Source organism: Shewanella olleyana (genome assembly GCF_023283825.1).
Taxonomy (GTDB): Bacteria; Pseudomonadota; Gammaproteobacteria; order Enterobacterales; family Shewanellaceae; genus Shewanella; species Shewanella olleyana.
Genome location: NZ_JAKILD010000003.1, coordinates 70,752 through 94,196 on the forward strand (window position 1 = coordinate 70,752; position 23,445 = coordinate 94,196).

Sequence of the window (23,445 nt, forward strand, 5' to 3'; positions counted from 1 at the left end):
CAAAGTGCGAGTACAAATAGCCATAACCAATTTAATAGTTGATATTTAATCGGTTATGGCAATGATTGACCCCATGGTGAACCTGTCATGCCTTTTTTATAACCATATTCGTACAAAGCATTCATAAATTGTGTGTCAAACATGTCTTTTGAGCCGGGCTCCGCTTCAAAACTGTCTTCAACATAGGTGAATCCAACATCAAACTGCTTAACCTCACCTTGGTATAAAATTTGGTATAAATTGCCGACATTTTGCTGAATAGTTAAGCTTTTTAAACTGCGTACCAATAACGCCATACCACTGTCTTTTTGAGCCTCATAAGGCATTTTTAACATGCCGTTTCGAATGACGTGCACTTGCATTTTGTTTGATAAACCTAAAGCCGTTAAGATTTTTTGATAATCCTCACCTATTGGCTCAAAGAACATTTGTAGGGACATTCCGCCATCCACATGTAGTTCTTCATATTGCTGGCCTTTATAGTTCACCTTGATAAATTGTGGAGGGAATACACCAGGTATAGATGCACTAGCCGCTAAGACTTGATGGATTAACGCCTGCTTATTTTCCATTTTACTATTAGCAATGCTGCCAATATTCCAAATCGATAATTCTTCTGAGTCGAATTGTGTGGTACCGATAAATAGTCGCTTACCATCTCGATGCTGCTGAGCTATTTTTTCAATAAATTCATCGGTAAATACAGATTCAATAAACCCGTATAGACTCTCACCATTAGTGAATGCATCTTTAAGGACAGTATTAAGAAAGTTTCTTTTTCCCATTATCATTTTGTCGTTAATGCCCACCATCACGTCTTTTAGATGAGCAATTTCATCACCACCGACAAACACAAATGGCGCGATGAGAGAACCCGCACTGATCCCCGTCACAATGGTATATTCGTCTAAACTGCCGCTATCATTTAAACCATTGATCACTCCAGCACCAAAAGCACCTTTTGCACCGCCGCCAGATAACACCAATACATTAAGTTGGTCTCCCTCGACCTTTAATGGCGTCGTACCCGTTTCTTGCGAGTATAAGAACTGCGTATTATCCCCAGCCCAAAATCGAAATGGCTCATGGGTTTCTTCTGCAACCGTTGATACTGCGACATCTTGGTAGATTTCCTCAGTTACTCTTTTATCAAGAGTATGGGTTGAGCTGCATGCACTCAGCATGAATATAAACAGCATAGAAGCTGATACAGACTTTATGGGGATCATTGTTTATCTCTCTTAACTGATGAGTCATAGCAACAAACTAACCATCAAAATAATGGCTAAGTGCACTCGATTTTGCAGGAGTATAAGGTGAGGACGATTAATGTCTTAATCTCTTATGTAGGACTGAACCCATCAGATAGAACAATTCACCCAGAAACATCACTGATATTCCTATATTCCTATATTCCTATATTCCAATGTTCCAATACTTCAATACTTCAATACTCAGTTCTCAGTTCTCAGTTCTCAGTGCTTAATGCTTAATGCTTAATGCTTAATGCTTAATGCTTAATGCTTAATGCTTAATGCTTAATGCTTAATGCTTAATGCTCTGGCAATCATCAACCAGTTTCCTTTTATGTGTATCACTTATTAGCTGTCTGGAATCATGAGTGGATCTGCATTTATATAGGTTTGCACTGTTCAAAAAGTAAACAGAGGGTTTAGTCCTTCATAAGCGATTAACTAAGTTTAATCTTTCCCCCTAAAATGCATTCCAACAAGACATCTTCATCAATACCAAAAGCCTTTGCGCAGTATATAGCGCTCCATTTTAGGCGCGGTTTGCGTGAGGTTCACAGCTAAACAAACAGATTTAGTTGACATCAAGAATCACTAAATACCCATAGAATTGGGGTTTGGTTTATAAGGAATAATATGAACTTTCTTAGTAATTGGTTAACCCCCTTAACATCATCAGGTTTAACACTTGGTCTGACGTCACTCACCATGCTGTTTTCAGCCAATACATTTGCAGCCGAAGAGTTAGATCAATCAGCGATCAGCGGAAAAGCCATTTTTGCTAAATACGGAATTTCTGATGATTTGCCTAAATTAGGTCTAAGTTCATTGATGCAAGGTGAGCACCTTGTTGAACATGTCGAGCGCACCCTTACGGTTGGCGACGATGTTAGAACTTCATCTGTTTACTTAGTTCAGAATACTGATGAGAAAGGTAACATTGATCTTAGAATCAAATACGATCCTTCAAAAGTTGATGAAAATGATGATGTTATCAAAGAAATCGAGAAAAACACCAAAATCGAATATCGTCTGCGTAAGTATGCTCAAAGTTATGACCCAAGTTCTGTAGTCGCAACCGAGTTAGATAATGGTCAGGTAGAAGTGGCTTTTAACTATTCTCAGTACGGTCTGCCTCAAGACATCTCATACTTTCGTTTTATGCGAGTAAAGTTATTAGTTGAAAATGGTAAACCCTTAAAAATGGTTATTAAGAACAATAAACCGTTTACTTTAGGCGATTATCGCATGGAAGAATACCGTCAAACAGTTAGCTTTGCTGTTTTACCTAATGGCAGAACCGCCATTAAAAAGAAACAGATCACGATTGATGGTTTTAATAAAAAGCAGCAAGCCGTGAGTTTGCATACAAACGTTAGCCCAGTTGCCTATTATGACGGCAGTGTTGACGGAGAAATCCTGGATGAGAAACGTTTAGCCAAAGTTTCAGATCCTCGCTACATCGAAGAAAGCGTGAAATTAGACCGCGTATTTCCACTGATGTCAGATATGGTTCGCCAGCAAGGTATTGATGTGCCATTACCATTTGGTCTTTCAATGTCGTACCGCAATCAAGACATGAACTTTGGCTTTACTGACTTTGACATCATGGGCGCTAATTTAAATGACATTTTTGACCCATTACAATCTGTTGCTGAAGTGACAGCTGAAACAATGACCATCAGAGGGGATGTGAACATCCTTCCGTTTTGGAATATGTTTGGTTATTACGGCAAGTTGAACGTTGATGCAAAAGTCGATGCTGAATATACCGGCGCAATCGGGTTGGAACTTCAAGACCAGCTCAATAATAAGTTACCTGGTTTAGGTAATGCCTTTTGTACAGGCCTATCAGTACTTTGTGAGAAAGGTAACTTACATGTACCACTACACCTTGAGTATACCTTAAGAGGAGTCGGTACAACCTTGTCTGTTGGCTATAAACAGTTTTTTGCCTCTGTAACTGGTACATATACCCAAACCAAAATGGATGGCGCTTCAAAGTGGAGCGACGGCATTCTCACCGTACAACCAATGCTGGGTTATCAGTTAGCTGAATACCGTACACAATTTTTTATTGGTGCAGAATACCAAGCGCTTAACCCTAGTATGGACGGTACTATCGAAGGGGTTGAACTTGGTGGCGAAGAGTTTTTCTACAATGTTGGCGTTGACTTAGAAAAATGGGCTTATTTGGTAGGCTTTAACAAGCAATTTGGTAAGCATTACAACTTAACCTTTTTATACAACAAAGGTGAAACTCGCAATTCGATGACCTTGAATTTCGGCTACCGTTTCTAATTAATATCACAGATTTGCCAGTGAATATCCTTATCCACTGGCAAGTCATCATTAGGTGTGGGCTGAGTCCTTCAAAAGCGATTACGTAAGTTTGAGCCGAGCATTTAATATACACCTATACAAGAGTACACCTATACAAGAATACGCGCCCAATAAACTGAAAATACAAAATATCATGCCTCATTCAGGCAAGTTTATTGACGAGTGAATACGGGCTTTGCCCAACCAAACTGGATACCATTATGACTTTATTCAAACAATCATTAATTGCTGTCACGATTTCATTAACACTTGCGGCCTGTGGCGGTAGTGATGACTCAAAAGACAACCCTAAGCCTGAAGAGCCACCGGTATTACAGCCACTTCCTACTGAAACCGTCGATGTTGAAATCGGTGATAGCACTATTACTGCATTAAAAGAGTCTCACGTCATCACCCATGAAAATGGCGAGCAATCATTGTCAGCAGTTGAATCATTTAAAGGTATCGAGTTTGCGACAGCAGAGCGCTTTGAGCACAGTGTTGTCGCTGAACTTGACACTGAAGTTAATGCAACGGAATTTGGCTTTGCTTGCCCACAGCTTAAAACAACCAGCCAAACACAAAGTGAAGACTGCCTGAACCTTAATATTTGGCGTCCAGCGGATATAAACGCAGATGAAGTATTACCTGTTTACGTATTTATTCACGGTGGTGATTTTGAATACGGCGCTAACTCTGAGCCGTTAATTCATGGTGATACCGTTGTCGCTCAGGGCGCAGTTGAAGGTAATCCTTTTATTGCCGTTACCGTGAACTACCGCTTAGGACTGCTTGGTAGCTACTGGCAAGATGAAGGCGGCGAAGAGGGTAAAGGCGGTAACTATGGCCTTGGCGATCAGAAACGCGCTCTTGAATGGGTTAATCAAAACATTGATAAGTTTGGCGGTGATATCACTAACGTGACATTAATGGGTCAAGGCGCAGGTGCAATGTCTGTAGGCATACTTCAGCAAGAAGCATCACAAGAGCCTATCGCCGGTGAGTTCTTTACTCGTGCCATTATGCAAAGTAACCCATACGGGTTTGATTATCGCACTAATAGTCAGGCCAAAAGCTTTGCGTCCCAAATAGAGGACACTCAAGCAGAGATGCCAGAATTGAGTGAACTTGATATCGCCGATATGCCTGTTGAGCAGTTAATGAAACTGCAGGCTGAAGTTAACTCGCCATTAAATCGGGTGATGAATTGGCTGACAAGTAGCATTAACTTCTTAAGTTCGAGTACTCCCATGCCCAATTTAATGCCATTTGCGCCGTATATTGAGCAAACAAAGGACATTTGGGGTCGTGTTGATATTGAGGGCTATCATTTAGCAGAGCAACCAGCACTGAATCACTTTACTGTGCCAACAGTGGTTGGGGTAAACAGCGAAGAGTCTAATACCATTGCCATGCTACCAAAGTTAACGTTTTTAATTGCTGGTTTATTACCAGAGCCTGAAGAAGGTGAGGAAATAACGCCCGAAGCGATTATCGAATGGTTAAGCCATGAAGAAAATCAAGCACTAGCCAAGCAAAAATTAGCCAGTATGAGCGCTGATGAGATTAATGCACAAATTGAACTCGGTGATATTTTGCCAAGTACTGCTTATGAAGCAATTACTATGCTTTTCTTTGGTTTAGGCAATGGAGAATTAACTAGCGGAATACTTGGACTAGCTGACTATTACCCTAACCCAGAAGGTGAACTGAGTGGCGGTTTAGACAACATGGGGCAGTTCAAAATGATGCTCAATGACACCTTATTCAGTGGGCCTGCTCGTATTCAAGCTCGTGAAGCCCAGGCCGAGAATATTGAAGCAAGCTTTTATCACTTTGGATACCATGCCAGCTTTAACGTTTGGACCTATAACACTGAAGGCCAAGAAAGCAGTGTAGACATTGGTGATGTTATAAAATCAGTAAGTTGTATTTCTGGTGCTTGTAATGGTTCAGAGTTGCCATTTGTATTTAACAAAGCTTTGAAACTCGATGGCACAGCGGTTTCACAAAGCAGCAAAGACCAAGCCTTAATGGATAAAATGTCTCGTTTATGGTTCAGCGATGCACTTTTCGAAGACTACCAATATACCGCTGACAGTGACGCTGTTTTAGTTATCGATAACGATGGCAACATCTCTTCTACTCCAGATTGGGATAGCAGCACTCAGCAAGGTGTAGATCCAGCGCTTCGACAAGGCCGCTTAACCGGCTTAGAGAATCTAGATCTTATCGGAAGCTACTTGAAGTAACTTCTAGAAGGTAAAAGGCGAGTTTTCTCGCCTTTTACCTAAAACCGCCTCCCATAGTGATAATTGAATAACATTCAACACTGAGTATCGATAACCCACCTTCCCCAGCAATCATTCAGGTTAATAGTATGAATATGACACGGTATTACCGACAACTAACGCTGTGCTTTTCTATTTTATCAGCGCTATTTTTAACAGGTTGTGCGACACCTAATCCAATAGTAAATAAAGATTTTGAATCTGATTATCAAACGCAAACTTATCAAGCAGAAGCGTACCTTATTACCTCTGCACCAGAAGCTTTTGCAAGAAGAATTGCTTTAGTTAGACAAGCAAAACAATCAATTGATATGACATACTTCTCTTGGAATGGAGATACGCTTGGCTTAACCCTGTTAAATGAATTGAAGCAAGCTGCTGATCGTGGCGTACAAGTCAGATTAACCTTAGATGACTTATTGGTTTTTAATGATAAGTGGCTCGCGGATATTGATAACCTCAGCAATATTCAAATCCGTATTTTTAACCCTTTTAATTCCCGTAAAAGCGGTTGGGCAGGACGTGCAGCAGACTTTAGCTTACACCAACAAACCTTAGACCACCGTTTACATGAGAAGTACTTCAATGTCGATCATCAGCGGATGATTTTAGGTGGTCGTAATATTGGTGATGAGTACTTTGGTTACAGTAAAACAGCTAACTTTTATGATTTAGATGTGATGTTTTCGGGTGAGGTCATTAAGCCTTTTGCGGATAATTATGAACGATTATGGGCAAGTGAACACCTTGTTCCAGTATCAAGCCTTATTCATATTAAGCAATCTGATGGCATCAGCCATTTCACTAAAGCATTTAAAAAGGCAAAAAAACAGCACCCTGAAACCGTTGCGAATGTTGAGCAAACTCTTTCTAGCTTACCAACTGAAAAGTTCACCACTGTGATGGTATCGCCAGTGTTTGATTCGCTCAATAAGCTTGATGATCGCCTGCCTTACTTTAGATCAAGGTCTGAAGCGGTTCTTAAACAGGAAATCGCAGCAGCTAAGAATGTGACTATTTCAACGCCTTACATTATACCGACTCATGGAAAGTTTAATGTTATTAATCAGTTGACTCAGCAAGGTACCAATGTGCGATTAGTCACTAATTCATCTGCATCTAACGATTCAACCTTTTTACCAGCGTATTACGAAGAACATCGTAAGACTTTGCTAGACATGGGTGTGGACATTTATGAGTACAAAGACAGTGCCAGAAACGAAGATCATTACTACCATGGCGACACCTATTACCATAATAAAACAATGATTTTGGATGATAAAATATCCTATGTTGGGTCTTCTAATTTTGATCCACGATCAGATTTCTTAAACGTTGAATTTGGGTTATTCGTTCATAGTGAAGCGTTTGCCCAACAAATTAATGAATATTTATTTAAAGAAAAAAATAGCCTTTACTGGCATGTTACCCAGTCTGAAAACGGTGAAATACAATGGCAATCTGGCCAAGAAGTGCAACTATCAAGCCCTAATTATGGTAGCTGGCACCACTTACCTGATTGGATCTTTAAAAAGATGAATGGCGAGTCAGAGCTTTAACTTATAACTTAAGCGACTGAGTTTTGTTAATGACATTTGCTAATGATTTTTGTGAATGACCTTATTAATAAAACATTAACGACTTCTGCATGAATAAAGGCGATCAAAGCGATCGCCTTTTCTATTTCCCGCCAAAAATCATTGGATCAGTTACGCTACCTCTTAAGCTTATTAATCCAGATCCATAGCCAGTTTTATACTGAGTGATTTTAAAAAAGCCTTCGTCATTGCAGTGAATGGTTTTATTAAACCAAGTTAATTGTGCTAAACGCTCTATTATGACCAATGAGCTAAATAAACAAGTCTCTTTACAGCCAAGAGTTTGTCATTGGTTAAAATTCCTGATCTTCACGACTTTGAACAAACAACCCCTTCCTTTAAACTTCCTCTCTAAGTGTCTAGCTAAGTGTCTAGCTAAGTGTCTAGCTAAGTGTCTCCCAATTAACCAGCCTGTTAAACGTAAAAAAAGAGAACAAGCCCTAGAAAGGGTGAGACGGTTCAATAGGTATCTCATTATGGCATTGAAAAAAACATGAATACCTATATCAAAAAAAATCAATCAATCGGTTTGTGAGGACTGACTCATCATCTATAGTATGAGCCTTGCTTTTTCCTGAAGAAAGTCAGATAAGGTTCAAATACGACTCATTGAGAACCGTCAATTAATGGAGTAATAGAATGAATTTCAGCTTAGAGCAACTTCAAGCATTCGTGACCGTGTTCGAAGAAAAGTCCATGAGCAAAGCTGCCATCAAGCTTAATAAACACAGAACAACAGTTGGCCAAGTTATTGCCAACTTAGAAGATCAAGTGGCTGTGGTGTTATTTGATAGAGGTGCTCGCATTGTAGAGCCGACCCAAGAAGGTTTATTGCTGTATCACTATGCTAAACAAGCAATAGAACAAGTTAGAACCTTTGATAAGGTGGCATTTAGTTTATCCTATGGTGAATTAGACACTATCACCATTGCCTACAGCAGTTTTATTCCCCACGGAGCACTGTCGTTAATACGTGAGCATCTAAACGAAGATTTCCCTAATATGCGCATTACCTTCTTGGTGCGTACACAACAAGAAATCCGCTCCGGCATTGAAGATGAGTCTATTCATTTTGGCATTGTTAACATTTCAAATTCCAACGCCATTAGTAACTTAGATTATGCGCTTTTGGGAAATATGCCATTTACTCCCTATGCCAGTAAAGACAGCGAGTTAGCATCACTGCCTGATGAAGAAATCTATCCTATGCTCAAGTCCTCAAGGCAAATCATTCTAAAATCTTTCATGGATGAGAATATGAGCCAAAGTATTATTTTGTCACCAAGATACGATGTGGTGGATCAGCTGTCTTTGGCCATAAAACTGGTACAAAAAAACCAAGGATGGACTTTACTGCCTAAAAATAATGAAGAATCGGGCTACATTACTGAGCATTTAACTGAGCTCAACTGCCCAATTACTAGAAATGGGATTAGTGTGCCAATCGCCTTATGGAACTTAAAAACCAAACCGATTTTAGAGATAAAAAAGTCAATCAAAACTGCCATTAACAGCTACATTAACCTAATAAAACCCCAATAGCCCGCCCAACAAAGCACTAGCTAAGCACTAGCTAAGTATTAGCAATGCCTTAGCTAAGCATTAATAAAATTATCCATACTGGTCAGCGGTTTATTATGCTTTATTAACCGTTTGACCTTATTAACTCATCCCCTCTAAGGCTCCCCCCCCTTAAAGCAATTATCTCAGCTGTTCACTGCTTTGATGATAAAGCGCCAATAGCGATATATTTTGATTGGCTTTTATTCCATTAACATGCTCTAAGCTCAAGCAGGCAATGTACCATCACGCCTAATTTAATTTGAACCATTGAAAAAGTCCGTGAAACTTTAACATTGTTTGGCTCACGCGTTAGCGCTATGCCAGTGCAGCCAATGTAGGTGGTGTGACAATGCTGACAGTGCAGATAGTGTGAATGTGTGACTGTGTGACTGTGTGACTGTGCAGATAGTGTGACTGTGTGACTGTGTGACTGTTTGACTGTGCGACTGTGCGACTGTGCGACTGTGCGACTGTGCGACTGTGCGACTGTGCGACTGTGCAGATAGTGTGACAGTTCCACTAAAGGTAGCTGTGACTTCTTGCTCAGCCAATATTTTACAAACGAATTAAAAGTCACTCGATGAAGAACAGCCAAGCCTCTGTATCTTGTGCAGGAATTGCATATCAATTGCCATCTCTAATTGTATAATTAACATTCACTTTTCTGAGGTACATAACAAAATATCATGCTTCATCCCATGGCCGAATCTTCTAATCATCCAGCATTAAACACAGCTGTTATTCAATCATTCCCATAAAGATTTTTGAGCTATACTGAAGATATGCGAGTGTTATGCTGTATTAGAATGACAAGGATGTTCAAGGAAGAATATGCAAGAATGGAACGATCAAAAGCTCATTAATTTAATCAAATATGCACCAGCAGCGACTGTGTGTCTTTTTATGATTATTATTAATATTGTGATCATCAATGATAATCACGAAAAAGCTAATGAGAGTATTTTATCCCTTCGAGAAGATGTAATTTCTCAACAAAAACAGCAAATAAATCAACAGGTAGACCAAGTTGTACGCATCATTGAGTTCAGAAAAGAGTTAGTTCTTTCACAACTTAAACAACAATCAAAGTCGCGAGTAGATGAAGCTCACGCCATTGCCTCTAGTATATTCATCAACAACCCTAATAAACCCCATTCTGAAATCATTAACATGATCACCGACGCATTAAGGGCCATACGCTTTAATGACGGCAGAGGATATTTTTTCATTTTTGATATGGAAGGCAATAATATTCTTCATGGGTTAAAGCCCCACCTCGAAGGTACTTCAGTTTGGAACGCACAAGATTTACGAGGCACCTTTATTCTGAGGGAACACATTCATAAAATTCAGCAACAACAAGGGGAAGCTTTTTACCATTGGTGGTATCAAAAACCTGGTTACCCAGTAACACAAGAATTTGAAAAGGTGGGGTATGGTAAAGAATTTAAACCTTTAAACTGGTTTATCGGCACAGGCGAATACATTTCTGATGTTGAGAATGATGTTAAAGCCACACTGTTAAAATGGATTTCGGAGTATGATTACGGCGAACATCAAAGAATGTTTGTTATTGACACTAAAGGTCATTCACTAGCAAAACCTATTACACACAAGCAACATGATTTTATTGACCACCACGCACACACAAACCAGCAATTAGTGAAAACCATACTTGATAAAGTTACATCGAAAGGTAGTTTTATAGAATTTGGTTTATCTGGCTCAGGTGAAGAAATAAAACCACCCGTTGAAATCATTTACGCCCAGTTATTTAACTCATGGCAATGGATTATTGGTACCCACTTTAATACTTACGATTTTGAAGAGTACCTAAACCTTAAGCAAAAAGAGTTACTGCTTAACAACCATGAAAACTTCATGAAAGTACTTACCTTAAGTATTTTTTCCACTTTCCTTATGGTTGGTGGCTGTCTATTTGCTGGGAATTTGATTGCTAATAGATTCAGAAAGTTTAAATATCGCATTGAGAAAGACTTCAAGAAATTAAACAATTCAAAAGCGACCATGGAACACATGGCCATGCATGACTCATTAACAGGGTTACCCAATCGAGCCTGTTTTTTAAACCAGATCAAACAGGATATTAAATCCACCATAGGGCAAAGTAAAAAATTGGCAGTGGCATTGGTTGATATAGATGATTTTAAAAAAATTAACGATGTTTATGGCCACTCATCAGCTGATCAGTTACTCAAAGAAGTGAGTCGTAGGGTTGAACAGTCCATTGCGCCACAAGATACAGCCGCCCGCTTTGGTGGTGATGAATTTGGCTTCTGTTTCCCTGACATAGAAAACACTCAGCAAGTTCATCAGAAGGTATCTTTATTACAGGATATTTTTAATCGAGAATATACAATAAATGGCACTCAATATGCCATTAAAGGCAGCATCGGCATTAGCATGTATCCTTCAGACAGTCATAGCCCTGAAGGGTTAATTCGTAAGGCAGATATTGTACTTTATAAATCCAAAGCTGTATTAAACGGCCTGGTCACCTTCTTTAACTCTGAAATCGATGCTCAAGTAAGTTACGAATACAAACTAGAGGAACAACTCAGAAATGCATTAACCAACAACGAAATTAGTGTGCTGTATCAACCTCAAATCACAACCCGAAATGAGCAACTCCAAAGTGTTGAAGCACTTGCCCGATGGAACAATCCAAAGCTTGGTTCGGTATCCCCAGACGTTTTTATTGGTATTGCAGAAAAGACTGGCTTAATTATCGACTTAGGCTTGTTTATTTTCCGTAAGGCATGTGAAGATATTCTTGCGGCCTCGCCGAATGGAAAGGGGGCGATTAATGTTTCAATCAATATATCTCCACAACAATTAATGCAGATCAACTTCGCGGAATCCATAACCCAAATAGTTAATGAAGTAGGCATTGATATTCATCGAATAACCATAGAAGTGACAGAAAACCTTGTTCTACAAGACTTAAAAATGACCGCTATTATTTTAAATGAATTAAAAGCACTTAAGTTTGGCATTTCTCTTGATGACTTTGGCACAGGTTATTCTTCTTTAAGCTATTTAAATGAACTTCCCATCACTGAAATTAAAATCGACCGATGCTTTATTAATAATATTAATAGCAGTAATCAAAGTAACGCACTGGTTAAGGCAATTTTCGCTATTAGTGAGGCATACGACATTAGTGTTGTAGCAGAAGGGGTTGAAGAAAGAGAACAATTCTTAACCTTAAAGTCTTATCAATGCGACCTTATCCAGGGGTATTATTTTGATAAACCTTTAACGCTGACAGAACTACAACAAAAGTATTTCAATTTTAAGCTCGCATCTAATGATTCATGAACGAGTCAATTATTCGAGCTTCAGCAACTTGTAGCCCAATAACAACGCCCTCAATCGAGGGCGTTGTTATTTAGACGATAATTGAGTGACATCGGAAACCGGTCGTTTAGATAATTTAATATACATAAACAAAGATAAAAAGATGACGCTACCGCCAATGAGTTTCTGTGGTTCTAAGTTTTCACCGAGAACCGAAAAACTTAACATCATGGTCCAGATAGGTTCTAAAATCATGATCAGTGCTGCGGTTTCCATGTTAACGGAGTACTGACCTAAGGTTTGTAGTAAGTACCGCAGTGAAGTGGCTGCAATGGTTGAGACGACAAACCAAATAAGAATATTGCTACTTAGTTCAAATGGAGCTTGCACTGTCATAGCAACATAGATTGCGCTCACTAACCCCACAATAAACAGCTGTATACAAATAGAATCTAATGGTTTGATTTTTGCGCTGATGCGTTTATTCAATACAAAGTGCACAGAAAGTAATGCCGATGCTAACAAGAAATACCATTGACTCTCATCGATTTGCCAGCCATTGGTCAGCGTCAAAAGCATCATGCCAGTAATACTCATTGGCAAGGCAAACCAGAATGCACGATTGGGTTTAATTTTAAACAGTAACCAAGCTGTCATAGGAGCAATAATCATCGCAAGGCTCATGATAAATGCGCCTTCAGACAAACTTTGACTGATAGTGACCGCATGAACCCACACTAATAAAGCTAAGCCTAAAAAGACCCCTACTCCGCAAGCTAATAGAATCTGCTTGGCTCGAAGGCGCCATAAACTTTGATAGCAAAAAGGCAGTAAAACTAAACTTGCCAATATAAAGCGAGTCGCAATAAACATCTCACCTGGTACTTCCATTACCACGATTTTTGAGGCTATCCAGCCAAGGGCTGCCAACAGAGTGGCGATAAATAAATACAAGGCTCCGCGCATCGAGGTTCTCTTAACAGCTAACTGCGACTAAACATCAAGTTGAGGATTAATAGCAGAATTAACCCCAACACCGAAAAGCAAAATAGCAACCTCACTTAACATGAGATTGCTATTGTTCAATTAAAACGATTTTACAGTAAACCTTGAAAACTTACCTTGCCAGATACTTGATTTCTGGATATTGCTGATGACAATTTGGGAATTGCTTATGATAATTTAAGTATTGCTTATGACAAATAGTCACTATAATCAGTTAAGCCTTTTTCAGCGCCGCCAAACAGAGTTGCAGGATCGTGAGCAGCTAGCGGGTAACCATGCTTGATACGATTCGGTAAATCAGGATTGGCCACAAACGGACGACCAAAACCAATCATATCAGCGAGTCCAGCTTCGATAACCTGCTCTGCTTTATCCGCATCGTATTTACCCGCGTAAATAAGCACGCCTTTATAAGCTTCACGTACCGCCTCTTTAAAGCCTGCAGGAGTTTCAGGTGCATCTTCCCAATCCACTTCTGCAATGTGTAAGTACACAATATTGTGAGTATTCAATAACGCAGCAGCAGCGGTATAGGTTGCTACAGGTGTTGCATCCACAGTGCCATTAAGCGATGTGAATGGCGCTAAACGTACACCTACTTTATCAGCGCCAATAGCATCAACCATAGCTGCAACCACTTCGCTTAAAAAACGCAAACGGTTTTCAATCGAACCGCCGTACTCATCGGTGCGGTTATTGGCTTCAGAATCGATAAATTGGTTAATTAGGTAACCATTTGCCGCATGTAGTTCAATACCATCAAAACCTGCTTCAATCGCATTTAGCGCAGCTTGGCGATATTCAGCAATAACGGCTTCAATATCTGCTTTGGTCATTGCACGTGGTTCTACTACGTCAACAAAACCTGGCTCATCAGTGCCATTATCGATGAACACTTTAACGTTTTCAGCTTTCAAGGCAGATGATGAAATGGGTTGCTCGCCGCCAATATTATCTGGATGCGTGACTCGGCCTACATGCCATAACTGGGCGAATATGACCCCACCTTTTGCGTGAACCGCATCAGTGGTTTTCTTCCAACCCGCTATTTGTGCAGGAGAGTAAATACCCGGTGTCCATGCATAACCTTGACCCATTGCCGAGATTTGAGTGCCTTCAGCGACAATCAAACCTGCTTGTGCGCGCTGGGCATAATACTCAGCCATAATATCATTGGCGACATTGCCAGGTTGCGATGCACGTGAGCGGGTCATTGGTGGCATAACGATACGATTACTTAGGGCGTGTTCACCTAGTTGTATTGTGTTAAAAAGTGATTCTTTCATGGTGTTTCCTTAAAAAATAAAACGGGAAATAATGCAATAAATACGCGATCGATCATTAATCGAGTTGGATCAATTCAATCTGGTAATTGTCAGGATCAGTAATAAACGCAATATGAGTTTCGCCGCCTTTCACAGGCCCAGGCTCACGAGTCACCTTGCCGCCTAAACGGTTAATGTTTTCACAAGCCGCATAAATATCATCAACACCTAGTGCTAAATGGCCAAAAGCATTGCCCATTTCATATTGGTCAGTATCCCAATTGTGGGTTAACTCTATCGTTGTGCCACCTTGCTCATAGCCTACAAACACTAAGGTATAGCGGTACTCAGTATTTTCATGACGCTCTAATACACTCATGCCCAAGACTTTAGTGTAGAACTCAATAGATGCATCTAGATCAGCAACTCTGATCATTGTGTGTAAAAACTTCATAAAATACCCTCAAAGCTAACGTTATTACTGCTGTTATTACTGCTGCTATTACTAGCGAATAAGTGTATTTTACGACTTAACATTATAAAAATATAATCATTAAAAATTCTTATAATAATAATTTTTTGTTATAACGGTAAGTAAAAGAAGTCAATAACGAAGGTAGAAAACCATCCATATACGCAGGTTTAGCGTTTTATCTATTCACAGATTTACCGATTTATCGATTCACCAATTAACGGATGTTCTCATAGAAAAACAGCTGTATTAAACCCAATTTGAGATACTCGGTCAGCAGATTTTTAATTAAACGATGGATGCAAGTTTTTTCAACATAAATACCTTAAAAGTGGAGTTTAAATGTTCAAACTAACTTTTAGACCCAAATAAAAAAGCCAGAACAAAGTCGTTCTGGCGATTTAAATACATCTGAGCAAAAGAGCTATCTATAAGAATTGAAATACGCTAACTGCACTGGATTTTTGAGTGCTTTGGGGCGGATTTTTTGCACTTCACTAATCACCTTATCAGCCGGCCAACCATGGGCTAATAGCATCAATCCAATAACCAGACCCGTTCTACCAGTTCCGCCCTTACAGTGAACAGCAATGGTGCCTTTACTCGTAATGATCGATAAGATCGCCGCTTTATGCTCAGCCCAAGCAGCTTCGAAAATCTCATTTGGCGCAGCATCATCAAGAATAGGCAGTTGTACCCAAGTGATATCATTGTCAGCGCATACGCTCGGTAATGATCCAGCATTATTAGCTGCCATCTCTTTATCAAACATTAACGTCAGCAGCATATCAGTGCCAGCTTGTTTTAACGTGGCAACAGAGTCTGATAGTGATGCTTCTTTTGTGCCCGGACAAGGTGTAAAAATGAGCTTTGCCCCATTTTCTAGGGTTAACGCATCAAAAGGATGTAATGACATGAATGAATTCCTATTGAGATGGTGATTAATTTACTTAAAAATCACTCTAAAGTAATTTTTCTGTTGGTGATAGCTTACACAACAAAAGTTAACTTATTAAGAATGACTTCATCACTTGAGATTAATCTGTCATAACTCCACTTTTTATATTCGCTGAGAGTAAGTTGGCAAATATTAATAATATTCAATATTGCCTCCTTCTGACTTGAGTAAAAGCGAGCCAACATACTAAAGCGTTCAACGCCTGCAGCACATACTGACAACAAGTGTTGCTCATCATACTGAACATAAATTGAGACTGGGTGTCGTGATTACACGGTGGCGGTCTTGAATAGATATTGAATGGGTATTGAATTGATGAAGATGACTAGAATGAATAATCATTTCTATCAGTAAAGATAATAGTTAATTAGATTTATTTTTATTCGCTAACACAGTGACCGTTGAGCTTTGATTGGAAACATCGCTATCAAACTCTGATTCTTGTTCTTGATCTGACTCTGGCTCAAGCTCAAGTTCCGCTTTCAAAGACGCTGATTGTCTTATTTCGTTGTAATGTACAACTCGGTTTCTACCCGTATCTTTGGCTTTATAAAGTGCCACATCAGCAATTTTGACAAAGTTACTGCGATCCACTTGGCTATCAGGAAACGTTGAGACCCCGATTGAAACAGTCACCTTACCTAAGGATAAGCCTTTTAATTCTAAATGTAATTCGCTAATAAGTTTACAAATTTGTTGTGCGAGTATAGTGCCTGCATCAGCATCACATCCAAGTGCGATTACCGCCAATTCTTCACCACCTAAACGACATGCCACATCATTTTCTGCAATGGTGTTCATCAGCAAAGAGCTCACTTCTTTTAATACATAATCACCCGCATCATGGCCAAAATTGTCATTAAATCGCTTAAAATGATCGATATCTAGCATCAATAAAGAGACATAACCTTGCTTACTTTTAGCTGTAGTTAAGCTGGTATCTAGTACTTCCTCAAAGTGACGTCGATTATAAAGCCCTGTTAAGGGATCGCTTAGTGCTTGGGCACGCAATTTCTCTTGCAAACTTAAATTAGCTAACGCTAACCCTAAATGCTCGGCAACAGTAAAAGCGGAGCGCAAAGTTGTCATACTGACAATGGCATTTTTATCACCAAAATATAAATGCAGCATACCAATAGTATTGCCGTGAGCAGTTAATGGGATACACAATACCTGATCATCACCTGTTTCTCCCATATGAGCACAGGGTAAGCAATGGTAGTCATCATTTGCCAGATGATACTTACCCTTTCGTAACGCCCAGCATTCATGAGGTTCATATACAAGACTGCCAGGCCAAGGCTTACCCCAGTCGAGCTGAATTGATAATTGATTCCGAGAGGCCTTCATCATAGCGACACTGCCATTAATTTTACCCAAAATCCTCGGCACAATATCCTCAACCACTTTTTGGGTTTCCTGGATTGAGTTACATGCAGCCAGTAAGTTTGCTAATCGGTGAAGCAGTTCAATCTCAACGGTTCGAACTCTAATACGCTCATCTTGTTGGGCTTTTTCTTTATTAACTTGCTCAGCGATTCGATAATGGCTTAAAACGCTACTGCCTAAAAAAATCGTTGTCGTTATTGCAAATAACCATAATAGAATGATTAACAACTCAATCGACATTGCTTCTAATACCGTCATCGGCATTGAAATTCTCACAACGTACTGTTTATCACTTATTGCTATTACTCTAGCGACATAAATCATGTCCGTATTAAGAGTGTCACTATGTCGAACACTGGATCCAATTTTGCCTGCCAACGCCTGAATAAATTCTGGTCTATCGCTATGATTTTCCAAAACGGTTAGTTCTGATGCAGTAAGCGAAGAGTCGGCTAATACGTTACCCTCGGCATCGATTAATGTGATCCTTTTGCCACTTGCAACTTGTGGGTATTCATGGAGATATTGGTTTAGTTTATTTCTATTGGATATAAGAAAGATGGGCTGTTCTTTTTTCAATTGATAGGTAACATCAGAAACCAATGCATTTAAATCAGATATCATGGTTTTCGTCATCCAGTTGTTCACACTTGCATTAAAGAAATACAAACACCCTAACATTGATATTAATAACATTATTAAGGGCAAATACTGCCATTTCTTATTTACAAATGTGCTCATATGCTCTTCTCTGACTTATTCTATTTTTAGCAGCAAAATAAAACGGTAACCTTGTTGAAATAGTTAATAAAAATTAAAGCATAATTTCACCAATTTGCCAGTTACAGGTAATAAAAAACGGTTCCAACCAATGGTTGAAACCGTTTAATTCACTAACTAAAATTCAGTCTAGACCAGATACTGGCCCTAGCTAATAAAGCGCTATTTAGCGGCTAATTTACGCGCTTGATGCAGCTTTTTATAGCTTTCAATCAAGCGTAAATGCGGCTCAATGCCTTCAAGATTCATGCTGGTTTTGGTTAAACCATAAAAGCGCACGGTGCCATTGACGCTGCCTACTACATTGTTCATCACTTCTTCGCCGAACATACGGTTAAAGTTATGAATGTAATGCTCAAGCTGTAAATCTTCTTCTAATTCAATCTCTAATACTGCGTTAATCGCTTGATAGAACAAGCCACGTTCGACGGTATTATCATTAAACTGTAAGAAGTCACCGACTAATTCACTGGCTTCTTCATGGGCGCCTAATGCTAAGTAAATGAGAATTTTAAGCTCCATGATGGTCAGCTGACCCCACACGGTATTTTCATCGAATACAATACCGATCATGGTGCGGATATCAGTGTAGTTATCTTGCTGACTTTCATCTAAACGATTCACTAAATCCACTAATTCTTCATCAGATAGTGAGTGCAGATTTAAAATGTCTTCGCGGTAATCCAATGCTTTATTGGTGTTATCCCAAATCAAATCTTCTACTGGATACACTTCAGAAAAATCAGGTACTAACATACGACATGCCGACGCGCCCAGTTGATTAAACTCAGCGGTATAAACCTCTTTACCAAGAGCTTCTAAAATGCCGAATAAGCCATTAGCCTCTTCTTCTGACGTGCCAGAAAAATCCCATTCACGAAACTCGTAATCTGAGTTACTGCCAAAGAAGCGCCATGAAATCACCCCTGTTGAGTCAATAAAGTGCTCAACAAAGTTTTCAGGCTCGCTAACAGCCATGCTATTAAAAGTAGGCTTTGGTACGTCGTTTAAGCCTTCAAAGCTGCGACCTTGAAGTAACTCTGTAAGACTACGCTCTAGCGCTACTTCAAAACTTGGATGAGCGCCAAATGAAGCAAACACGCCGCCTGTTTTCGGGTTCATCAGGGTCACACACATCACTGGGAATTCACCACCTAGGGATGCATCTTTTACCACAACAGGGAAGCCCTGCGCTTCTAAGCCGTTAATGCCTGCTAAAATGCTTGGGTACTTCTCAAGCACTGACATTGGCACATCAGGTAAGATAATTTCTTGCTCAATGATTTGACGCTTAATCGCACGTTCAAAAATCTCTGATAAGCACTGCACTTGTGCTTCCTGCAGGTTATTACCTGCGCTCATGCCGTTACTTAAAAATAAGTTTTCGATTAAGTTAGATGGGAAGTAAACCGTTTCACCATCTGAATGTCGGGTGTAAGGAATCGTACAAATACCGCGCTCAATATTACCTGAGTTGGTATCAATTAAATGCGATCCACTTAGCTCGTCATCTGGATTGTAAATATCTAGCGTATACTCATCTAGCATGCCTGCAGGCAACGAGTCATCTTCTTCAAGCGCAAACCATTTCTCATTCGGGTAATGAACAAACTCGCTGTTGGCGATTTCATTACCAAAGAACTGATCGTTATAGAAAAAGTTATTATTAAGACGTTCAATAAACTCGCCTAATGCAGAACATAACGCACTTTCTTTAGTCGCGCCTTTACCATTGGTAAAACACATTGGTGAAGCCGCATCGCGGATATGTAATGACCACACGTTGGGTACAATATTGCGCCACGATGAAATTTCGATTTTCATCCCAAGGTCGGCAAGCATGCCGGTCATGTTTTTAATGGTTTCTTCAAGCGGTAAGTCTTTACCTAAAATAAAGGTGCTTTCATCGCTGTCAGCTTGTCCCATTAACATCGCATTGGCATCGCTTTCGAGGCTTTCAACGGTTTCAATTTTAAACTCTGGCTGAGTCTGCACCACTTTTTTAACCGTACAGCGGTCAATCGAGCGTAAGATCCCGGTACGATCTTTTTCAGAAATATCGTCTGGTAATTCCACTTGAATTTGAAAGATTTGATTGTAGCGATCTTCAGGATCAACAATATTGTTTTGCGACAAACGAATGTTGTCGGTTGAGATATCACGCGCCTTACAATAAACCTTGATAAAGTATGCAGCACATAACGCTGATGATGCTAAGAAATAATCAAACGGACTCGGCGCCGAACCATCACCTTTATAGCGAATAGGCTGATCTGCCGTTACAGTAAAGTCGTCAAACTTGGCTTCAAGCCTTAAGTTATCGAGAAAATTAACTTTGATTTCCATTGAATACACCCAGTGTCATGCACGGCCAAACGGCCTACTTATCGAATTAGGGTGAATTATCGGTGTTTTTGGTCAATTAGTCTTGGGTTAATTACAAATAATGCCGATTAATACTGACTCTAGGGCTTGTTGATCTTTGCTGGTTAAATTTTGTTTGAAATAAAAGAGTTTTAATTGAGGCGGATGGATTGATGCCTAGTCATCTAAGCACCACTTTATTCACAAAGAAGCATTCAACAAAGAGTAAAACGCTTTTAGTCGAACCCCTTGGGCAGCGTTTGTTGGCCATTTTTACTGCGTTATCGACTTTTTATGTAGAATAACTACACCACAAAGTCTCTGCCTTGTATAAATGGCCAACAATTCGCTGCAAAAACAACCTTGAAAGATCAACAAACCCTAGCCACAAGACCACCAAGTATTGGTTATAGGATCACAATGCCTTGCCCAAGTTCACCATTAGTTTAAGCCTTGGACTTAGCCTTAGCATAGGCAAGTCTCGAAAGTCGACCTGTTGAGTGATAACTGTCTAGACCCGATACTGCAACGCTATCAATTGCCTCAATATCAATAAAGCCGTCACTATTGATAATAGTTTCAGGTACTAGCACTTGGGTGATCTCGCCAATAACGAGAATAGTGCTGTTGAGCTTTATTGGAGTAATTTCTCGCACTGCTAGTGACATTTTAAGCAAACTCTCGCCAACAAATGGCGCTGAAATACCTTCAAGGTATTGAGGTGTTAATCCTACTTCGTCAAACTCTGACACCTCAGCGTCATAGCGTGCTGAAGTTTGGTGGGCTTGCTGATAAATATCTGAAGACACATGATTTATCGTATAAACACCTGTCTGTTTTATATTACTAAGCGTGTCTCTTGGCACTGTATCTGGGCGAATAATCATCCCCATCAGCGCTGGAGATGCACCTAAGTGAAACACAGAGCTGACCATCGACAGGTTAGTGATCCCGTTTTCATCTTGACTGCCAATAAGGTTTGCACTCTTAAACCCAGATAAACTATTAATAAAGTGGGCACGGTATCGCTGCTCAAATGCAGAAAAGTCGGCCGTTGAGAATTGTTTTAAAATCATCTTCTTCCTATGTCTGAATATCTAATCAACCTGAATTACAAGGTTGTTATAAAAGTGTTTTTCGAACTCAAATAGTATCTAAGTTATCCAGTAAGCTTTCAGCATGCTGTAAAATACGCGCTCTATCTGCCTCTGACTTTTTGAGCCAATTAGCGTATACCATTCGATGACGCGGATTAACGCTAAATGCTGCTCGATGTCTGTCCATGAAATGCCAGTACAATGAATTAAGCGGGCAGGCATCTTCGGTATCAATTGCTTTCACTTGGTAATGGCAATCATCACAATAGTCGCTCATTTTATTAATGTAATTACCGCTCGCAGCATAGGCTTTTGAGCCGACAATACCGCCATCAGCGAACTGGCTCATGCCTCTGGTGTTGGGCATTTCAACCCACTCGATTGCATCGATGTAAATTCCTAAATACCAGTCATCGACTTCATCAGGGTTAATCCCAGTAATAAGGCAAAAATTGCCCGTGACCATTAAGCGCTGAATATGATGCGCATAAGCATGATCAAGTGATTGTTTGACCGCATGATGTTGGCAGTTCATTTTGGTATTAGCATCCCAAAACCATTGAGGTAAAGCGCGTCTGGCCTCCAAATGATTGAGTTGGCTATATTCAGGCATATTGGCCCAATAAATCCCCCTAACAAATTCACGCCATCCCAAAATTTGCCTAACGAAGCCTTCAATTTGTGCTAAAGAAATGGGGTTATCACCATGCTGACTTTGATGGTAAAAACCAATCGCGGTATCAATGACTCGCTGTGGGCTGAGTATTTTACTGTTTAACGCAAACGATAGCCTACTGTGATACAAGCTCCATTGACGCTGTGCTAACAAGCTATCTGCTTTAGAAGTCATCGCATCTTGAAACGTACCAAAACGAACTAAACAGTGTCGGCAAAAGTGCTCTAGTAATTGAATCGATTGCTGGCGTGTTACTGGCCAAAATAAGCTAGATGACATCTCCCCAATTGTTTCAATGTGATGCCGCTTGAGCCGGTCGATAATCGCACTGACATCATTAGCAAAAACAAGCGGTTCAGGTATATCAGGCAAGTCATTTGATTTAAGCTTTTGACGATTATCAGCATCAAAGTTCCACTGACCTCCCGCAGGCTCCTTGCCTTCCATTAATAGGTTAAAACGCTTCCTCATTTTGCGATAAAAGTGTTCCATCCTATGCTTGGTTGATGCCTTAAAATCGTTATTTAATTCAGCATCAGATAGATAAAAATGTTCGGTTTCATAGGCCAGACTTTCAATAGCGTTACTTTCACAAAAACAACGCAGTTGCTCCCGTAAGCGATACTCGTCTGGCAACTGATATTCAAATTGCTTGATACCATATTGAACAATCAACTCATTGAGTAAATCCCCAAGATCTGAAAACAAAGCATCTGAATACAAAGCAGTGTCATCTAAGGTCAAGTGCAATACCTGATGCCCAGCTTGGCTAAGCGCTTGTGAAAATTGTTCCATTGCTGCAAAGAATGCACAGATTTTTTGCCCATGATGGCGAGTATAATTTGCCTCTTGCTTTAGCTCAGCGATGAGATACACAGTGTCAGGGTCTTTATCGGTAAACCAAGAATGTGACGCATTAAGCTGATCGCCAAGAATAAGCCGTAATCGTTTCGCTTTAATCATGTTTAATCCTATTACGATCGCCAGCACACCGCTTGGAGCAATACTTCACATTAACCCAGTCTTTGTGCCACTTTTTACGCCAGCTGAAAGGACGTAAACATACGGGACAAGTCTTATCGCTAAATGGCGTT

The 23,445-nt window shown here is 39.9% G+C and carries 14 protein-coding genes and 2 pseudogenes; 6 read left to right on the forward strand and 10 right to left on the reverse strand.

What is annotated here, in order from left to right:
- Positions 1-53: 53 nt before the first annotated feature.
- Entirely contained in the window at positions 54-1,229 is a 1,176-nt protein-coding gene (locus L2735_RS03035) for a patatin-like phospholipase family protein (protein WP_248983294.1), read from the reverse strand.
- Between the two features lie 657 nt (positions 1,230-1,886).
- On the opposite strand from L2735_RS03035, the gene L2735_RS03040 reads away from it, so the two are divergent.
- The 5 genes from L2735_RS03040 to L2735_RS03060 all read left to right on the forward strand — a co-directional run bounded on the left by L2735_RS03040 (position 1,887) and on the right by L2735_RS03060 (position 12,366).
- Positions 1,887-3,551, forward strand: a complete 1,665-nt coding sequence (locus L2735_RS03040) for a hypothetical protein (protein ID WP_248983295.1) — start codon at positions 1,887-1,889, stop codon at positions 3,549-3,551.
- A 242-nt stretch (positions 3,552-3,793) separates the two neighbouring features.
- Positions 3,794-5,824 carry a carboxylesterase family protein gene (locus L2735_RS03045; protein WP_248983296.1) on the forward strand — a complete coding sequence of 677 codons (2,031 nt, stop codon included), beginning with the start codon at positions 3,794-3,796 and terminating at the stop codon, positions 5,822-5,824.
- Between the two features lie 128 nt (positions 5,825-5,952).
- The gene (locus L2735_RS03050; protein WP_248983297.1) at positions 5,953-7,422 is read left to right on the forward strand and encodes a phospholipase D-like domain-containing protein; all 1,470 of its coding nucleotides are present in this window, start codon (positions 5,953-5,955) and stop codon (positions 7,420-7,422) included.
- A gap of 678 nt (positions 7,423-8,100) precedes the next feature.
- The gene (locus L2735_RS03055; RefSeq protein ID WP_248983298.1) at positions 8,101-9,003 is read left to right on the forward strand and encodes a LysR family transcriptional regulator; all 903 of its coding nucleotides are present in this window, start codon (positions 8,101-8,103) and stop codon (positions 9,001-9,003) included.
- Positions 9,004-9,855: 852 nt separating this feature from the next.
- Positions 9,856-12,366, forward strand: a complete 2,511-nt coding sequence (locus tag L2735_RS03060; protein WP_248983299.1) for a bifunctional diguanylate cyclase/phosphodiesterase — start codon at positions 9,856-9,858, stop codon at positions 12,364-12,366.
- A 66-nt stretch (positions 12,367-12,432) separates the two neighbouring features.
- On the opposite strand, the gene L2735_RS03065 is transcribed toward L2735_RS03060, so the two are convergent.
- The 6 genes from L2735_RS03065 to L2735_RS03090 form a co-directional block, all read right to left on the reverse strand.
- Entirely contained in the window at positions 12,433-13,311 is an 879-nt protein-coding gene (locus tag L2735_RS03065) for a DMT family transporter (protein WP_248983300.1), read from the reverse strand.
- Between the two features lie 227 nt (positions 13,312-13,538).
- A complete protein-coding gene (locus L2735_RS03070) occupies positions 13,539-14,636 on the reverse strand; it encodes an alkene reductase (protein ID WP_248983301.1) in 1,098 nt (365 codons plus the stop codon).
- A gap of 55 nt (positions 14,637-14,691) precedes the next feature.
- A complete protein-coding gene (gene gloA / locus L2735_RS03075) occupies positions 14,692-15,069 on the reverse strand; it encodes a lactoylglutathione lyase (protein ID WP_248983302.1) in 378 nt (125 codons plus the stop codon).
- 442 nt (positions 15,070-15,511) lie between these two features.
- Positions 15,512-16,003: a phosphatase domain-containing protein gene (locus L2735_RS03080; protein ID WP_248983303.1), complete on the reverse strand. Its 492-nt coding sequence runs from the start codon at positions 16,001-16,003 to the stop codon at positions 15,512-15,514.
- Between the two features lie 405 nt (positions 16,004-16,408).
- Positions 16,409-18,175: a diguanylate cyclase gene (locus L2735_RS03085; protein ID WP_248983304.1), complete on the reverse strand. Its 1,767-nt coding sequence runs from the start codon at positions 18,173-18,175 to the stop codon at positions 16,409-16,411.
- Between the two features lie 201 nt (positions 18,176-18,376).
- Entirely contained in the window at positions 18,377-20,560 is a 2,184-nt protein-coding gene (locus L2735_RS03090; protein ID WP_248983305.1) for an OsmC domain/YcaO domain-containing protein, read from the reverse strand.
- Positions 20,561-20,751: 191 nt separating this feature from the next.
- Here L2735_RS03090 and L2735_RS20150 point away from each other — a divergent pair.
- Positions 20,752-20,991: pseudogene (locus L2735_RS20150) on the forward strand (hypothetical protein).
- 33 nt (positions 20,992-21,024) lie between these two features.
- On the opposite strand, the gene L2735_RS03100 reads toward L2735_RS20150, so the two are convergent.
- The 3 genes and pseudogenes from L2735_RS03100 to L2735_RS03110 all read right to left on the reverse strand — a co-directional run.
- A complete protein-coding gene (locus tag L2735_RS03100) occupies positions 21,025-21,654 on the reverse strand; it encodes a flavin reductase family protein (RefSeq protein ID WP_248983306.1) in 630 nt (209 codons plus the stop codon).
- Between the two features lie 67 nt (positions 21,655-21,721).
- Complete coding sequence (locus L2735_RS03105; RefSeq protein ID WP_248983307.1) at positions 21,722-23,314, reverse strand: cryptochrome/photolyase family protein; 1,593 nt, start codon at positions 23,312-23,314, stop codon at positions 21,722-21,724.
- Positions 23,307-23,429: pseudogene (locus L2735_RS03110) on the reverse strand (DUF2256 domain-containing protein); the annotation flags it as partial. The gene L2735_RS03105 and the pseudogene L2735_RS03110, both read right to left, overlap by 8 nt.
- Positions 23,430-23,445: the final 16 nt, after the last annotated feature.

Bases quoted from the DNA above. Each gene is read 5' to 3' on its own strand.
- L2735_RS03035 (WP_248983294.1), bottom strand. From the start codon at position 1,229: ATGATCCCCATAAAGTCTGTATCAGCTTCTATGCTGTTTATATTCATG.
- L2735_RS03040 (WP_248983295.1), top strand. From the start codon at position 1,887: ATGAACTTTCTTAGTAATTGGTTAACCCCCTTAACATCATCAGGTTTA.
- L2735_RS03045 (WP_248983296.1), top strand. From the start codon at position 3,794: ATGACTTTATTCAAACAATCATTAATTGCTGTCACGATTTCATTAACA.
- L2735_RS03050 (WP_248983297.1), top strand. From the start codon at position 5,953: ATGAATATGACACGGTATTACCGACAACTAACGCTGTGCTTTTCTATT.
- L2735_RS03055 (WP_248983298.1), top strand. From the start codon at position 8,101: ATGAATTTCAGCTTAGAGCAACTTCAAGCATTCGTGACCGTGTTCGAA.
- L2735_RS03060 (WP_248983299.1), top strand. From the start codon at position 9,856: ATGCAAGAATGGAACGATCAAAAGCTCATTAATTTAATCAAATATGCA.
- L2735_RS03065 (WP_248983300.1), bottom strand. From the start codon at position 13,311: ATGCGCGGAGCCTTGTATTTATTTATCGCCACTCTGTTGGCAGCCCTT.
- L2735_RS03070 (WP_248983301.1), bottom strand. From the start codon at position 14,636: ATGAAAGAATCACTTTTTAACACAATACAACTAGGTGAACACGCCCTA.
- gloA (WP_248983302.1), bottom strand. From the start codon at position 15,069: ATGAAGTTTTTACACACAATGATCAGAGTTGCTGATCTAGATGCATCT.
- L2735_RS03080 (WP_248983303.1), bottom strand. From the start codon at position 16,003: ATGTCATTACATCCTTTTGATGCGTTAACCCTAGAAAATGGGGCAAAG.
- L2735_RS03085 (WP_248983304.1), bottom strand. From the start codon at position 18,175: ATGAGCACATTTGTAAATAAGAAATGGCAGTATTTGCCCTTAATAATG.
- L2735_RS03090 (WP_248983305.1), bottom strand. From the start codon at position 20,560: ATGGAAATCAAAGTTAATTTTCTCGATAACTTAAGGCTTGAAGCCAAG.
- L2735_RS03100 (WP_248983306.1), bottom strand. From the start codon at position 21,654: ATGATTTTAAAACAATTCTCAACGGCCGACTTTTCTGCATTTGAGCAG.
- L2735_RS03105 (WP_248983307.1), bottom strand. From the start codon at position 23,314: ATGATTAAAGCGAAACGATTACGGCTTATTCTTGGCGATCAGCTTAAT.